The 15,396-nt window shown below is 35.5% G+C and carries 14 protein-coding genes; 1 reads left to right on the forward strand and 13 read right to left on the reverse strand.

Annotated elements, in window-relative coordinates:
- Position 1: 1 nt before the first annotated feature.
- The 13 genes from ACRD7A_RS13660 to ACRD7A_RS13720 form a co-directional block, all read right to left on the reverse strand.
- Entirely contained in the window at positions 2 to 2,680 is a 2,679-nt protein-coding gene (locus tag ACRD7A_RS13660) for a class I SAM-dependent DNA methyltransferase (RefSeq protein WP_430811574.1), read from the reverse strand.
- A complete protein-coding gene (locus ACRD7A_RS13665) occupies positions 2,677 to 2,967 on the reverse strand; it encodes a helix-turn-helix domain-containing protein (protein ID WP_430811573.1) in 291 nt (96 codons plus the stop codon). Before ACRD7A_RS13665 ends, ACRD7A_RS13660 begins: the two co-directional genes overlap by 4 nt.
- A 118-nt stretch (positions 2,968 to 3,085) precedes the next feature.
- Positions 3,086 to 3,439 carry a J domain-containing protein gene (locus ACRD7A_RS13670; RefSeq protein ID WP_430811572.1) on the reverse strand — a complete coding sequence of 118 codons (354 nt, stop codon included), beginning with the start codon at positions 3,437 to 3,439 and terminating at the stop codon, positions 3,086 to 3,088.
- Complete coding sequence (locus ACRD7A_RS13675; protein ID WP_430811571.1) at positions 3,436 to 3,669, reverse strand: DUF4248 domain-containing protein; 234 nt, start codon at positions 3,667 to 3,669, stop codon at positions 3,436 to 3,438. The genes ACRD7A_RS13670 and ACRD7A_RS13675 overlap by 4 nt, the downstream gene beginning before the upstream one ends.
- 508 nt (positions 3,670 to 4,177) lie before the next feature.
- A complete protein-coding gene (locus ACRD7A_RS13680; protein WP_430811570.1) occupies positions 4,178 to 4,486 on the reverse strand; it encodes a hypothetical protein in 309 nt (102 codons plus the stop codon).
- Between the two features lie 326 nt (positions 4,487 to 4,812).
- Positions 4,813 to 5,703 (reverse strand): Rpn family recombination-promoting nuclease/putative transposase, encoded by an 891-nt coding sequence (locus ACRD7A_RS13685; RefSeq protein ID WP_430811569.1) that lies wholly within the window; start codon positions 5,701 to 5,703, stop codon positions 4,813 to 4,815.
- A 370-nt stretch (positions 5,704 to 6,073) separates the two neighbouring features.
- Positions 6,074 to 9,295 (reverse strand): DNA primase, encoded by a 3,222-nt coding sequence (gene dnaG, locus ACRD7A_RS13690; protein WP_430811568.1) that lies wholly within the window; start codon positions 9,293 to 9,295, stop codon positions 6,074 to 6,076.
- A gap of 3 nt (positions 9,296 to 9,298) precedes the next feature.
- A complete protein-coding gene (locus ACRD7A_RS13695) occupies positions 9,299 to 9,589 on the reverse strand; it encodes a hypothetical protein (protein ID WP_430811567.1) in 291 nt (96 codons plus the stop codon).
- Positions 9,590 to 9,594: 5 nt separating this feature from the next.
- The gene (locus ACRD7A_RS13700; RefSeq protein WP_430811566.1) at positions 9,595 to 10,137 is read right to left on the reverse strand and encodes a phage antirepressor N-terminal domain-containing protein; all 543 of its coding nucleotides are present in this window, start codon (positions 10,135 to 10,137) and stop codon (positions 9,595 to 9,597) included.
- 69 nt (positions 10,138 to 10,206) lie between these two features.
- Positions 10,207 to 10,542 (reverse strand): DUF4406 domain-containing protein, encoded by a 336-nt coding sequence (locus tag ACRD7A_RS13705; RefSeq protein WP_430811565.1) that lies wholly within the window; start codon positions 10,540 to 10,542, stop codon positions 10,207 to 10,209.
- A gap of 182 nt (positions 10,543 to 10,724) precedes the next feature.
- Positions 10,725 to 11,027, reverse strand: coding sequence for a helix-turn-helix transcriptional regulator (locus tag ACRD7A_RS13710; protein WP_430811564.1), 303 nt, complete (start codon positions 11,025 to 11,027; stop codon positions 10,725 to 10,727).
- 224 nt (positions 11,028 to 11,251) lie between these two features.
- On the reverse strand, positions 11,252 to 12,208 hold the full coding sequence (locus tag ACRD7A_RS13715) for a hypothetical protein (protein WP_430811563.1): 957 nt from the start codon (positions 12,206 to 12,208) through the stop codon (positions 11,252 to 11,254).
- Positions 12,209 to 12,333: 125 nt separating this feature from the next.
- Positions 12,334 to 13,572, reverse strand: a complete 1,239-nt coding sequence (locus ACRD7A_RS13720; protein ID WP_430811562.1) for a tyrosine-type recombinase/integrase — start codon at positions 13,570 to 13,572, stop codon at positions 12,334 to 12,336.
- A 252-nt stretch (positions 13,573 to 13,824) separates the two neighbouring features.
- Between ACRD7A_RS13720 and ACRD7A_RS13725 the strand changes: the two genes are divergently transcribed.
- Positions 13,825 to 14,349 (forward strand): hypothetical protein, encoded by a 525-nt coding sequence (locus ACRD7A_RS13725; protein WP_430811561.1) that lies wholly within the window; start codon positions 13,825 to 13,827, stop codon positions 14,347 to 14,349.
- The last annotated feature ends 1,047 nt before the right edge of the window (positions 14,350 to 15,396 follow it).

Here is a 15,396-nt window from a genome sequence, read left to right on the forward strand (position 1 = left end):
ATTATTTCTTTTTTCGGGTTTTCTTTTCTTTAGCAAACAGAGTTCCTTTTGCTTGTTCCTCTGCAATCATTTTTTCATAAAGCTTGAATAGATACTCCAAACGTTCTTCATCGCTATTAAAAGGTGTACTGCGGTAACACTTTTCAATTATTATATCGTTTTGACGATGAGCCTCTCGCAAACCTTCAGGCATTTTATCAGGGTCGTATAACTCTGCCATCGTTTTATCGGAGTGTTTTTCACGTTCCTCTAAAATTCGGAATACGGATTGTGTGATTTCGTTTTTGCGTTGGGTTGAAATTGAAGGAAATGGAAAAGTGTTGTAGCTTAATGTTTTTGAGTATTGGTAATCCATTCTCATTCTTGAGCTTGTTGTTTTTAACCAAGTCATGTGCATTGCAGAAGTGAGAATGCCAAACATATACGGTTCAGCATTATATACAACTTGTCCCTTATTACTAATAATAGTGTCAGAATTAATAAATCCCACTGGTATATATTTTCTTCTATGAGAGGAGATTACAGGGAAAATAATGGCTTGGGTTTCTTTATGTTTTATTTCATCAAAACTATAAGGGATTTGTGCTTTTTTTCTTGTTGCTTCCTTTTTACTTGCAGCCCTAAATTCGGCACAATTTTTTAATCTCTCTTCGATTTCTGGTATGCCATTAGAAATTTTTACTGACTCTTTGTTCATCCATAAGCACCACCTTTCTTTATTATTTATGAAATCATCTGCACCCATAAATTTTTTTAACAAGGTCTGCACTTCTGGATACTTTTCTCGTAATACTAATGCTTCCTCTTTACTGAGAATTAGATTACCATTATCAGTAGGTTGACTTCCTCTAATCATTTCTGGAAGTTTAGATAGAGACTCATTTCTTGGAAAAACACAAATATTTTCACCTTGAATTAGATATGGGCTTATTTGTGGGACTTCTTTAATTCTATTTTCATAAAACAAGCTCTTTTTTGAAGAAATCCTATTACAATTAACACCTACTATAATAACAGTAACTCCAGCCTTATCTTTTGCATTATTTTTCCAATGAAAAGAAGGATAGGCATAAAAGATTTCTTGCTCGTAATTAACAATATATGGCCACAGGATAGATACTTGTTCTCCTTGACAAATTGAGTTAGTTGAAACGAAAGCATATTTTATCCTGCTTGACCGAATAAAATCTGTAGCTTTTTTAAACCAACAAGCTATATAATCAAGTTTCTTATAATTGCCCCATCCATTAAAAACAAAATCCATATCTAGCTTTTGTTCTACTGATTGCTCCTTAGACCCCAAATATGGAGGATTTCCCAAGATGTAAATCTCATCATCTTTCTTCTTAGGGCAAACATCTTCCCAATTAAGGCGTGTAGCATTTCCCTGAACAATATGCCCGGCTTCACTCAATGGCAAGGTAGGATTAGCACGTCCAAATTCTTTGTAAAATTCAACATTCATTTGGTGTTCAGCCAACCATAAAGCAAGTTTGGCTATTTCTCCTGCAAAATCATCAATTTCAATTCCATAAAACTGCGAAAGCTGAATGCCGGAAAGAGCCATCATACCACCAGCTTTAAAAATCTTCATTTCAAGCAAGCGGAGTTCCTTGTATGCTATAATTAAAAAGTTTCCACTACCACAAGCAGGGTCGAATATTTTCAGTTTGTGAATACGGTTGAGTAATGCTTTTAACTTTTTTTGGTCTGTTCCTGCTTTTTCAAGTTCCTCGTATAATTCATTTAAAAACAAAGGCTCAATTACCTTCATAATATTGGGAACAGAAGTATAGTGCTGTCCTAAGTTGCCACGCTGGTCAACAGAAATAACAGCTTGAAACATCGAACCAAAAATATCTGGATTGATTGCTGACCAATCCTGGTCGCCACTATTCAATAAGGCTGCTCTTGAGCTTCTTGAAAATACTGGAGTAAGAACAGTATCTTTAAACAATCCACCATTTACATAGGGGAAGGCATTTAGATATTCAGGTAAGTTTTCTCGTTGCTTTCCCGGTGTATTTAGAACTACAAAAAGATTATCGAGATAAGTGTTTAAATCGCTACCATCGGCTTGTGTATGTGAATCAATAGCATTTGTAAACTGGCAATCCTCAAAAATATGTGTATCCTCCGCAAAGTAACAGAATAATAAACGAGACAGGAATACATTTAAACCATGAATAAATTCAGGAGAATCATCAGGATTATCCTTTTTAATGACATCGAAAAGCTTTGCCATTTTCTCGGCAGCCTTAACATCGGCTGGATTTTCATTGGCATGTTGAGCTTTTTCCATTCCTGACCAAGGCAAAAAGAAATCGTAATGCTTCGCTAAGTCCGTTATTTGGCAATCTAGTTTGTCTTGTGTTTTGGTATCTATTGCCAAAAGTGTTTTATAATCGGTAACAACAACAAATCGCTCGTTGTGTGTAATATTTTTGGCTAGTTCAGAAACTGTAATATGTAAGTCGGACTTGTCTTCTTCTCTAAAAAATAACTTCTTTTTCCAGGATATTTCGCCCTCTGTTTTTGACATATTCAGGTTGCCTTTTTGCAACCTTGTGATTGATGCCTTCGGTAAACCGTAAGCCAAAAGCAAGTCGAAAATAAAGGTTTCTTTATTAATGGTTGCTACCAGCTTTTGTAGGTTTATTTCTATTTGTGCAATGTTCATCTATTTCCTTTAATATCATGTTCTACAAATTTTAAAGCTTCAAGTGCTAGAGGTTCATTTCGCACTAAATCTTTAATCTTATCAGCTAACCATAAAATCACCAATTCTTTTTCTTGAACATTTAAAATCGAGGATAATTGAGTTATATGTTCACGTTGCGCTCTCCGTTCGCCTCTTTCAAGCTTACTCATTAAAGCAGTATCAACCTCTAAATCGGCTGCAATCTGCCTTAACAATAATCCTTTTTCCTCTCTCAATTCTCTTAATCTTTTGCCAAGTATATTCATTGCTGTATTTTTGACTTGTCACATTTTGTCAAATATATAAAAAAACTTCAACAAACCAGTTGAACCTCAGTTGAAATTTTATATAAAAGCTAAAGCTTTTTAATTGGTAATTATATTTTTATTGAAGACTATCTAATAAATTCACAATATTCGCAAACAGACCTTTCTTTAGTGGTGAATCTGTTGTTTGTATTTTCTGTCGAAGGTAATTTTGAGGCACTTGTTTTTTAATCAGAATTTTGGCTACATTACCCAATTCGTTTATCAATTCATTCTCTGCTGATGTACCTTTATGTGAAGGGGTAACGACCTTGTGTTTTTGCGACAAGCTTAAAAGCAGTTCCTTGTATTCATTTTGCATCTCCTGAAATCCAACGGCAGTTCCACCCTTGTCGGGGTGTAGTTGCTTTGCTAATTTTCGGTAATGTAGTTTGGCTTGTTCAATATCGGTTATGCCTAAGAAATACTTCATAGCTGTTCAAATTCTTCAAGTGTTATACAAAAATGCTCCAGGATTAGAAGGAGCTGTTGTTTGTTGTAGTAATGGCGTTTGGTACGTCCTGTATTTGCTATCCGTACCTTTAATTCAGGACACAAATCAATATCTCTTCTTAGTTGTTGCATAGCTGCATCAATGGACACACTATCGGGGTAAAGCTTTTTTACCAAATCCTGCTTTAATATGGTTCTGCGTACTATCATAGTGTTGGATTTGGGTAAAAAAATGAGCGATGACGCACCTGAATTATTGAGCAAAGCAGCCTTGTTGAGTATATTTCAATTGCTATTGAAGGCTTTTGAATACTTTTTAGCTTATACAGACTGCTTTTGAGGACTTTAAGACAATATTTTAAAGACTTTTTTGAATATTGATTTTTGGGAAGGGTATATTTTGAATCCTTTTGAATAGATTGAAAAAAATAATGGAAATAAAGGGGAATAGGGAGGAATTTCAAGACTGCTTTTCCAAAACGGCAGAAAAAATAAGCCTGTTTTAAATTACAATTGGGATTTTTTATACTATGCCGGGATGTTATCGAAATAATTCGGGCAATAAAATGAAGCAAATAAAAGCATCTGTTAAAACACAAAAGGTATATAAACACGAAAAGCCCCGATAAGAGGCTCATTTTTAAAGTGGTAAAATGATAATTGGGCATAAATTCAAGTATTATACCCTTAACAATTAGCTACATAAAGATAGAGAAAATTATCGAGTTTTTGGGTCCAGGGAGCTTGTTTCCAACATTTTCACAATCATAGATTGAATGATAGCATCTTCCTCAGCATCATTACCCTCGGTTTTTAGTTTGGCAATTAAATTAATCAGTTTCATTATATCCAAATCATATTCAGATAGAAGGTCAACCAACTTTTTCAATACTTCTTTGCTGTTAATCAGGAAGTCCTTACTGGAAGAGAAGACGATTTTATCTGTTTCATCTTTTATGATTTCATTATCTAATAACTCAAGCGATTCGTTTACCTCGTTTTGCAACCAAACATATAAATCTTTCATTCTTTATGGTATAAAAAAGGAGCGTGGCACTGAAACCACCAACAATCGAGGTATCGCCAAACACCCACGCAGTAAAGTAGTACAGACCACGCCCGTACCTACTCTCTTTACTGCAATTCAAATTTGGCGATTTTCGATTGTTAAGAGATTAAGTCTTAATATTTTAAGATTATATGTTCGCTTCCTTTATTCTTATTTCAAATTATAAGTTTTACTGTTATTATTTATACAAAAGTAATATTCAAAAGGCAATAAATGATAAAATAAGGCAATAAAAAACCCGATACCAAAACTGATACCGGGCTATATTTTAGATTATTTACTCTTTAATGAGAGTTATTTGTCCGAATCTTTTGAATATCCTCAATAGTAATATCTGTTATTTCAGATATTTCTTTATCGGAATAACCTTTTGCAATCATTTTTACAACAACCTCTTTCTTACCTAAGTATTTTAGTTCGTTGGCTGCCTCTGCAAAAGCATCTTTAACTTGTGGTGAAATTGTTTCCATAATCGCATCAATTTTATCAGGTTCTAAACCAGAAACTTTATACAAATATAATGCTATTTTTTGGAAAATAGTTTCGTCAATTTCCTTTAGCTGACTGAACATTTCTCGTGCCAAATCAGGGTTATTCTTGATAAAGCCAATAAGATTATCGCTCCGCTTCATAAACCATACGGCTACTTTTACACTTGGTCGTTTAAAGTGGCGGATAATGGCATGGTCTTCAATATCCTTAGTATCGAACAGGGCATAATCAAATAAAGGAACAAAGCGTTTAAGTTCCTCCGGAACCTGAACAAATCCCGAATCCGTCCATTTCGGTTTTCCATGATAGAATACCATCGTAATAACAGGAGTAAGTGGCTGTTTGTTGGCAGCCTGATTTTCCCATACGTTCAGGATATATCTAAGCAATTGCAAGTGTATATTTTTGTCGGGATAGCTTTTGTGTTCGTACAGTAGCGAAACTTTAATATTGGTGTGTCCATAGAACATATTACATGAAACATCTTTAAAATATGGAGCAAGTTCCTGGTCAACGTATTCGGTTGGGTCATAAACAAGTGTCTCTGGTTTTAAACCTTGTAACACTTCTTTCGGAAGTGTACCTAATAGTAAATCTTCAAGATTCTCTTTTACAGAGAAAAGGCTTTTAAAGAAGTTGTCGTGAATGTTATTGTTTTTCTGTACGTTACTGTTCTTTTTCATCGCATTAAAAGTGTTAAAATTGAATGTTAATCGTATTTCTGTTCTATTGAAAATTATTTTGTTTTCAGAGGCTATGGTATTTTTCAAAAAGTGTCCTCATTCCTCATTTTGCAGTTAATTACTTAATAATCAATCAAGTAATTTGAGGACAATGAGGACGAGTGAGGAAATAGGAAGATTTTTCCTCACGTTTCCCTCATATTTCCTCTTTTTTCCCTCAGCCGTCCTCACTTATTTTTAGAATATTAAAGTATATAGTATTATATATCAGTATATTATTATAATCTATACTTAGTAAGTGAGGAAATGAGGACGATTTTTGCATTAGTACCATTGGGTAGGGATAAAAAATATATTTCATAATTAATTCCTATACATGGAATCGCTCCATTTCAATACCTTGCTCAATTAGAATGTCGTAATCCATGATGTAAGCACTTGTCCTGTTATTGCCGAACTTTACATTCTTTCTTCGGTAATCCACAAAAGAGCGGTGTTTTTTCAGGTACTCACCAACAACCGCCTGGTCAAGTACGGTCAAACCTTCTTTTCTTGCCTGTTCCCGATATAATCCATGAATAGCCCCAACTCTAAGGTATAGGTGTTTTGTACTATGCTCGGTATTAACGATTTTATAATGCACATCTTCGGTCAGCCTGTACAGGTTAATAAGCGATTGCAGCACATGAAAGTACTGTTCGACTTCATCGCTTTGGTTTTGTACTGAAATGGTAAGCTTTGCCGAACGGATTAAAGCTGCTTTTGCCGTTTGATAATCGAAAGGAAACTTTAAATCAGATTGCTCCATTAGAATTTTCATTGGCGTAAGTACCGATGAAATATTCAGAACAGTCCTTCGGTCAACGTTACCAAATTCACCTATCAGTTCATCCATAACCTCTGAACTAATTCCTGGTTCTTCTTTAGTGTAGTATTCCTCGATTAAATATCGGTTATCAAATATCGAACAGGTAATATTGGTAAACTGCAAACTTTCTTCAGCTTCTTTAAATTCTTTCAGGTCTTCATATTTGCCTCGGTTGGTATCGTCAAATTCACCTAACAAACTACGACTTGAGAGTGCCGGGTCTTGCGTTGGTAAATCCTGACCACTAATAATACCCGAACCTCTGGGCTTGGCAATACGTGTTTCATTACCGCCCGATTTTACACCTGTAAGTTTTCCATTGCGGTCGGCAATACCTTTTAACGCCTCGATGGTGTTTTTGTGGATGCTGTTCTTGTACTCATTGCCCCAAAACGGATGGTTGGTAGTGGAATCCATACTACGCTGCATACCTGTACTTGTACTACCGGAAGCAAGGTTTATACCGTCTTCCATTGGTGGTTTTCCAAACATATACATGATGCTTCGAGCTGCGGTACTTTTACCTGATTGCCTTTTACCAAATAGGAACAATAAAGGAAAGTACCCGAAATTGGCTTTATAAATCACATCGCTGAAAACTGTTGCAATGTAGTAGGCAATCAGAAGTTCTGCATTACCTGGATAAACCTTGTTCATTGATGTTGCCCATTTGCCAAAATCCCAATCACTGCCTTTTATCGGCTTCACATATTTTGAGTTTTCTTTGAATGGATTACCACCATCAGAACTACCAATTTTAAGAGCTTTACCATAGGGCAGATAGAAGAAATGCAACAAATGAACCTGGCCCTGTTTAATATTCTCCTTTAACTTATCTTTTCCATACTTACCGATAAATTCTGCTGTGGTATTGAGTACATGAAAAGTATCGTTAATTCGTATCTGACTTTCCGGAGGAATGTTTTCAAATTCATCCATGTTGTTTATTTGTGTGGCATGGGTTGTGATGCCATATTCATCAATTGGGTGAAAGTTTTTAGTGTAATACAAGCCGTTTGCAAAAACCCAAAAGCGGTTTTCCTCATTGTAACCTACACGCTCCAATTCTTTGGCTTCGGGTATTCCAAGCAGTTTTACATTTTTAATATTGTCGAGCTGGCTATCGTTACCGTACCAAAAGAATCCATGTCGCCTGTGTACCTGTTTCTTGAAAGATGCAGGAGTACAAAAATCATCGGATGAAATAATAGCCAGGCGTTTTCTTCCGTTTTGGCTCATCAGGCGTAAAACATATTTCAGGTCGGTTCTGCCTTGTGGGTCTTTATGGAATACGCAGAATAAGGCTTCAAAAGTAAAGTTCGATATTTGCTTCGGATTCTTGCCTTCCACAGTCCAGTAAGCCCCTTTTTCTTCATAAAACTGATTTTCTAAAAGGTTTTCCTGTTGCTCTTTTTTCAGTTTTATAATGTCGTTGATGTTCTCCTTTTTCTTGACTTTTTTCTCTGTTGGTTGGCTGTTTTCCTTTAAAGCATCCTGCCAAGCTTTTTTAGGTTTAATCTGTTCAGAAACAAAGTCAAGATAGACCTCCTGATTTGTTTTATCATAACAGCATATCAAGGAAGCCATACGTTTTATTACTTCCGATTTCTTTACAGGGTCATTTGCAAAGCGGTCAGCATATTCAGCCGTTTTGTAGATGATGTAATCCTCCTGTTGTTCATCGTACTGAAGAAACGTTTTGTTGTCGATAAAAAGAGAATCGGGGTCTTGTTTTTCAGGGAGAACCACAACCGAAACGTGAAATTGGTTTTTAATCAAGATTTCTGCATTTCGGCACATGGCATTTCGTCCGGCACTATCGCCATCGTAAATGAGAGTAGCCTTATTGGTGAATTTTTTCAGGAGCTTTGCCTGTGCATTGGTTAATGCCGTTCCTCCTGTTGCAACTGAATTAATAACGTCAACGGAGTGCATCCGAAGTACATCGGTATAACCTTCGACTATATATGCCCGGTCTTCGTTTTTAATGGCGAACCGTGCAATATTTAAAGCATACAATTCATTGCCTTTGGTATAAATGCAGCTCTCATGTGTATTCAGATACTTAATCTTTGGGTTTTCGTTCAAATCACGCCCGGCGAATGCAATGGTTTGACCTTTGGAGTTGCAAACAGGGAATATTAATCGGTTATAGAAAAAGTCATAAATGCCTTTGTCATTGCTTTTCAGAACACCAATTTCCTCCAATATTTCTGTTTTCACACCTTTCTCCCTTGCATGGGCCAGTAGAGCATTTCCACTTGGAGCATAGCCAACATTAAAGCTGCTGTTTTCAGGAATAACAATGTTGCGCTGTTTAATGTAATCCTGTGCATTCTTATGATTGACCTGTTCCAAGAAGAATTTCTCAATGATATTACAAGCTATTTTAAGGCTTTCTTCATGTTTAAATTTGGCTTCATCCCAATTGGTGCTTCTTTTCCATTCAAAATTATGGTTCAAAAGCTTTGCTCCAATCTCAACGGCTTCTTTAAATTCAACATTTTCATGCTCTTTAATAAACTCAATGGCGTTGCCACCTTTGTCACAACCGAAGCATTTGAAAATACCCTTTGCCGGGTTAACGCTGAATGAAGCCGTTTTCTCATTGTGAAATGGACAACATGCTTTGTAATTGCTTCCTGCTTTCTTTAGTGTGACAAAATTGGAGACTACCTCGTAAATTTCATCATTGATTTGCTCTATAACCCTCTTTGCATCCATCGGCTACCAATCTTTACCTGTCAATAGTTCACGGTTAGTACTGTCGAGGCTCATAAAGAACTCATAAACATTCCCTCTGAAATCATAGAATTTGTTTAAAAGATGATACCCCATAATAGAACCCCATATTTTGTAAAAGAGAGCTACCAGTTCCTTTGCAGCTTCATGTATCATGGCTTGAACTTTTGTGCCATCAAACGGGATTGATGTATGACCGTGTTTCTCATAAATACTCTTTATGCGGTTATCGAAATAGTATAACTTCGATACGGTATTAGGAGCTAATGCTGTCATTTGTTTTAGTTTGGGAAGTCAATAGAAAGTTGTCGCTTGTTTATCTGCCATTGCTCAAAAGTCATTTCCTTAACTTTGTTGAGAGCCTTTTTAGCCTCAGAGAGCAGCTTCTTCTGATTACCGTAATCGGAACGGATTTTCTCAATATCCTCCAACTGTTTTTCTATGGCTAATTGTTTCTGCTCCAAAAACTCTGACTTACCAACAAAATGGTTGAACAGAGCCGTGTAGCATTCCTTTTTGTATTTGATGATAGTTTCCTGTGATTCCTCCTTCACGTTTTTAGGGTTAATGGTAAAGAGCCAACCTAAAGCATACATGTAGGGTAAGCAAAACATTTCGTATTGTTTTCCATCTTTTCCTGTAGAGGTGCTCAGCACCCCAACTGAACCCAATATTTCATCGTTCTTTATTTTTGACCTTTGGTTTTTATCATCAACGCCCAGGGCTTCACAAATAGGTCTAATTGGCACAAGTTTGTCTGCATCGTCAATGAGTGTGATGCTTACATTGTTAATCTTTGCTACTGTTTGTAATCTTTCTGTCATAATCGTTTGTTTAAAATTTACTCGTTATAATTGGCAGGACTGCCCTTATTCAGTCCTGCCGAAACCTTGCTAACTGTTAAGGGAGGTTAATATTTCTCTTATCTCTTTATTGCTTACAGGATGAAATATTGTTTCAAGCTTTAAGTCCATTGCTACTGTCAGTTCAATTCGTGCCATGATATTCTCTTTCCAATTCGGCAAAACATAAATAGCCTGGCACTTTTTCAACTGACTGATTCTGCTTTCCATTGCATCCGTCCAACCCATGTGTATGTATGGAATTTCGGTAGGATTGATAACGGAACACCGCATGGATTTCAGCTTTTTCTTAATCTTGTCTGTTTCCAAATAATATCTTCCATCATCTGAATCCGTTTCGTTTCCGCAGATGTATATTTTTCTCATAACAGCCTTATTTTCTTATGTTTTTTTGCTTACAGATAAGGTGTTCCGGAATAGTGTAAGTTTTCGATTTTTTCTTTAGTAGATTTTTGAATAAATAGAACCTGACACCTTGTTTCCGACCTTTGTTTTCCTTTCTATTCTTTTCAGTCTTCACTTTCATAGATTTATACAGGCGTGACCGATTAAATATTTTGCCTAATCTCATCTATGGGGGAATGACGACCTGACTTTATCCAGTCCTCGATTTCGCCTATTTTGAACAATAGGACTTTACCACCCGGCTTATAATAAGGGATTTGCTTATGATGAACTCTATTGTAAATGGTACTGATACTTTCGCCTAACAATTGAGAAAGCTCGTGTACGTTGATATAGTCGTACCCGGTAATGGCTTTTCGTTGTACCTGTATCAATTCCGATACCTGGTTGTTTAATTTTTCGAGACTTTTTAATGTCTCCGCATTGAAATTTTCTTGCTTATCCATAATCATTTTTTTACTTCGATTTTATGGATGCAAGTTTAAGGCGAGGCAATGCAACTCTCCAACGTCGGACTATCCGATATTTTTAAAATAATTTTTACAGCTCACAAATTCAATACCTTACAAGTGTGCTAAACAACCTTGTCGGACACTTTTTGCCATTTTTGTCGGATACTTTTTATCAAAGCAAAAGGCAACAAATAAAAAAACGGTCAATTTTTGCCCGGTTACCGCTTCAATTTTTCTAACTCATTGTCTATATCTTTGGTCGGAATATTCCGTTCTTGAAAATATGCTTTCATATATTCAAGTTCCCGATAATATTTTTTTGAGCTTAGATTTTGAAGTTTACCAGCAATCTTATAGAAGTATGAATTTTTATAATCCTCAAGGTTAAGATTGTTGATTAAGAGTAGAAATTTAGCCAGGGAGCTTGTGTCGAGATTCTCTCGTAGCCTTAACCCAATGAGGTTAAAAATGAACTTTGCCCAAATTACCTGACGAATGCTTGTTAAATCACTAATTGTTTTAACGCTTGTGGGTTCTGTCGTTTCAATCGGTATATTGTTGTTTGCCCTGATGTAGTTGAGAAATTTCAGCTTTCCGTAGTAATCACAAAAGAAGTTGTAATACGATTTATTGTCGGTGGTAGATAAGTTAATGTATTCGGAGTAGTAATAAATTTCCAATAACTTGATTTCCGAAGATTCGTGCTGAATTGAGATTATATCTTGTAGTTTTTGTTTCTTTTCTCGGAGAAATATCCAAATAAATAAGCGAATGATGTTTATGCGCATTCTACCTTTTTGAGTATAGCATAATTCACCTTTGCTATTGAATATTTCAAGCTTTTTAAGATGAGTGTTGGATGGTAAGAAAGGGAGGGAGAAATACTTTTCGCTAACGGTAACAAATCGCTCGGTATGTTTTAGTTGTTCCCTTATTGTGAGTGATTTATCAATTATATTTTCAATACTTTCTGCTTTAACCAGGTAATCGTAATCAAACATATCCATCAGCTTTGATGAAAATGGGTCTGTCGGGAATTGTGTCATCTTATCCAATAGTTCTTCAATATTGGATTCCCATACGTTTGATTCTTTAGCTCTTTTGTAGCCTTGCAGTAATTTCTCAAATACTGCAAGGCAATCCTTCTCAAATGTTACGTTTCCTTGTTCTGCCATTAAATTTTGTTTTAAATTATTAATATTCTCTTAACGTGGATTTATACCCCGAACAAGGAATTGATTCCGTGATATTTTCATTTATTTATCAGAAAATTAATAACAATTACCATTTTCTTGCTGATTTAGAAAGCAGTAAGGTGTTTTGCAATTTCTTTTTTCTGTTCGTTTTCAAAACTATCAAGGTACGATTCGGTAATCTTAACGTCTCTATGACCTAAACTCTCACTAATAAATTCGGTTGATATTCCGGAACGTTTAAGAACCGTAGCAAAACTATGGCGAGCAGTGTAAGTCGTAATGTTCTCGTTGATTCCCAACTTTGCAGCTATCTTTTGCATGTGTACATTGGTCTTGCGTACTCTCCATGCTATCTTATACATTTTTTGCTTTCGGTTCATGCTGTCATCGAGATAGGGAAAAACGTAGTTGTCTGGAGACTTATCGCTATTGCCAAGTTTTTCAAGTATGAATCTAACATCTTTTGTGATAGGGGCGGTAACGGGTTTTGTTTTTCCCGAAGCATGTTCTGTTTTTTTGCGGATGAAATAAATAAAATCAGTACCAATGTCCTTGTACTTCAAATTGCAAAGGTCTTTCATATTGATTCCGTTACATAAGTATGTAAACATCCACAGATAATAAGCTTCTTCTTCGTGAGTGTATGGTTCCGGCTTGTAATTGTATATCTTTTCGATGTCACTCAGTTTTAATGCTCGTTTGATATTGGCACAATTAGGCACTTGGTATTTTCCTCTTCCAAAAGGGAATAGGTCAGCAGGAATAGCATTTTCCTGTTTTGCATGGTAGAACATTGTTCTTATAGCACTTGCATAGCAATACACAGTAGCAGTTTTAAGCCCTTTATCTTCTCGTAAGAACTTCTCAAATTCGTGAAGTTTTGCAGGGGTTATTTCTCTAAAATCAAGGAATTTATCTTTCTTAGTAAACTCAACCAATGCGGTCTTTGTGGATTTTACAGATTTATTACCAAGACCTGTATCAGAATACTTCTTGTGTGCTAAATCCATAAAGTAGTAAATGTTACGTAAGTCAGTTCCCGATATTCCGAAATGTGTTTTGAATTTATCAAATGAGAACTCACTAAATGAACGAATAATCTTTTGGGCTTTTTCTTCTATTAATGAAAACTCAATAGAAATATCCTTATGAATACCCCTTGGTTTTACTGATGTGATTTTTGAAAATTCATCTTCGGTAAACTCATAAACTCGGTTCTTGTTGTCGATGTTATAATACATCTGTTTGCGGTTGTGTGTCAATCGGAGCTTTGCCGGGAACTTACCGTTTTTCTTCTGTCTTTTTTTGAAAAGCACAATGGCTGTACTAACTTTACCTGTCATAACTGAAACTTGTTTTTGGTTATACAATTAATTCAGTATGGCAGATATTTGTGGTAAGGTTCGCCAAAACATGTACCATAAATTTTGCCATACTTTTGTACTCCAAAAGTAGAAAAACAAGTAAGCATATCAAAACTTCAACTTCTGTAAAGTGTTGATAAGTAAGCAAATGAAAGAAAAAGTAAACATCTGAAAATAGAGTTACGGTAGATACAATTTACCGTTAGGCATAATTCAACTAAAGACACAATAATGAATAAGTTTCTTACAATATTGTTTGCATTAACATTTGCATTTTTACAGTTAGGCTTCGGACAAACTAAACTTGAAAACGATTTAGAAAAAGAATCAGATTTCAGACAAAGTAATCAGTTTAAAAACCAGGTGCGATTCGCTCTAGAATTCTTTGATGAGATTATTAAGTATGATAAAGAATCATTTATAACCAATGGTGAATATGATGAGAATTGGATACAGAACAATATAGATATCATCAATAATTATGACAGCATACGTTATCATATGACACGGTGTATTCCAACCGACACATCAATTACATGTACATTTCAGGACTTTAATAATGAGACCATAAGAGCAACTTATCTTCGTCTCAATATGAAAAGTCCAGAAAAAGGGAAACTTAGTTATGATTATAGATGTGAGTTTACTTTTTACAATAAGTTATTGGGTGAATTATTAGGCGTGGATACTGATTTTATTAAACGTGATTATGACCCCGAATACGAAAAAATGCTGAATATTTGGAAAACAGAATAAAGAACATATGCCTAACAAACCGCAATAGTGTATAAGGCGAGTGGCGAGTTTTGGAAGTTTCGTAGCTTCGGCAAACACCGCCAAATCTTTGATTTGGCTTTAGAAAAGAAAAGTTAAAAACAAATACAAAGCTTTGGCTACGCTCATTCTGGAAAGTTAGTTTGGTTAAATCGCCTTACACACCATGCGGCAGGCCGTTAGCTTTCATTTTAAAGAGCACAACACAAGTAAATTAACACCTAAAAACAATAAGAAAACATTTCATCCCATAATTCAGAATAGTTTCTATTTAAACCATAGTAGTTTTTAAATAAATTGACCTATCCCTTAATAAATTAGGGAGTTCAAGCAATAAGTTGACCTGTTCCTCTGATAAATTGAGGTGTTCAAGTAATAAATCGACCTATTCTTCTGATAAATTGGGGTGTTCCAGCAATAAGTTGACCTAGTTCCCGATAAAATCGTGGTAATTTAGAAATAAATTGACCAGTTATTCTGATAAATCAAGGTGTTCCTAGCTCAAATCTATTATAAAACAATACACACTATGACTAGGAACAACAGGATAATAACAAGAAGATGCTAAATAACTTAAAGAATTAGAAGACTGGAATGTTGACGTTAAATAAAACGCAGAAATGGTACTTGCAGACCAGCCTAAACTGCAAGCAGGAATCACCTAGCATATATGACTTAAGTTGACTAAGCAACAAAAGAAACAACGAAAGCTAACAAACCGCAATAAAGCATAGCAGGCGGCAGTGCATTTTGGTAGGGCAGACTCCCGCAGATTGTCTATTCGTCCTATCGGACGGACAATCACCGCGACTCTGCTACAGCTTCATGCGGCAGGCCGTTGGGTGGCATTAAAACAAACTGATACAGATGAATAAGCTCATACTTTTTGTTTTTCTTTTTGCAATATTATCCTGTACAAATTGGACTAATAAAAATCAGTCAAAGACAGAAAAATCAGACATTAAAAAGGAAGTACAAATTAATCGACAAGACTTCAAGACTGAAAATATTGAATTTGCATCTTATCTT

This window comes from Carboxylicivirga longa (assembly GCF_050589825.1).
Classification (GTDB): Bacteria; Bacteroidota; Bacteroidia; order Bacteroidales; family Marinilabiliaceae; genus Carboxylicivirga; species Carboxylicivirga longa.

Bases quoted from the DNA above. Each gene is read 5' to 3' on its own strand.
- ACRD7A_RS13660 (WP_430811574.1), bottom strand. From the start codon at position 2,680: ATGAACATTGCACAAATAGAAATAAACCTACAAAAGCTGGTAGCAACC.
- ACRD7A_RS13665 (WP_430811573.1), bottom strand. From the start codon at position 2,967: ATGAATATACTTGGCAAAAGATTAAGAGAATTGAGAGAGGAAAAAGGA.
- ACRD7A_RS13670 (WP_430811572.1), bottom strand. From the start codon at position 3,439: ATGAAGTATTTCTTAGGCATAACCGATATTGAACAAGCCAAACTACAT.
- ACRD7A_RS13675 (WP_430811571.1), bottom strand. From the start codon at position 3,669: ATGATAGTACGCAGAACCATATTAAAGCAGGATTTGGTAAAAAAGCTT.
- ACRD7A_RS13680 (WP_430811570.1), bottom strand. From the start codon at position 4,486: ATGAAAGATTTATATGTTTGGTTGCAAAACGAGGTAAACGAATCGCTT.
- ACRD7A_RS13685 (WP_430811569.1), bottom strand. From the start codon at position 5,703: ATGAAAAAGAACAGTAACGTACAGAAAAACAATAACATTCACGACAAC.
- dnaG (WP_430811568.1), bottom strand. From the start codon at position 9,295: ATGGATGCAAAGAGGGTTATAGAGCAAATCAATGATGAAATTTACGAG.
- ACRD7A_RS13695 (WP_430811567.1), bottom strand. From the start codon at position 9,589: ATGACAGCATTAGCTCCTAATACCGTATCGAAGTTATACTATTTCGAT.
- ACRD7A_RS13700 (WP_430811566.1), bottom strand. From the start codon at position 10,137: ATGACAGAAAGATTACAAACAGTAGCAAAGATTAACAATGTAAGCATC.
- ACRD7A_RS13705 (WP_430811565.1), bottom strand. From the start codon at position 10,542: ATGAGAAAAATATACATCTGCGGAAACGAAACGGATTCAGATGATGGA.
- ACRD7A_RS13710 (WP_430811564.1), bottom strand. From the start codon at position 11,027: ATGGATAAGCAAGAAAATTTCAATGCGGAGACATTAAAAAGTCTCGAA.
- ACRD7A_RS13715 (WP_430811563.1), bottom strand. From the start codon at position 12,208: ATGGCAGAACAAGGAAACGTAACATTTGAGAAGGATTGCCTTGCAGTA.
- ACRD7A_RS13720 (WP_430811562.1), bottom strand. From the start codon at position 13,572: ATGACAGGTAAAGTTAGTACAGCCATTGTGCTTTTCAAAAAAAGACAG.
- ACRD7A_RS13725 (WP_430811561.1), top strand. From the start codon at position 13,825: ATGAATAAGTTTCTTACAATATTGTTTGCATTAACATTTGCATTTTTA.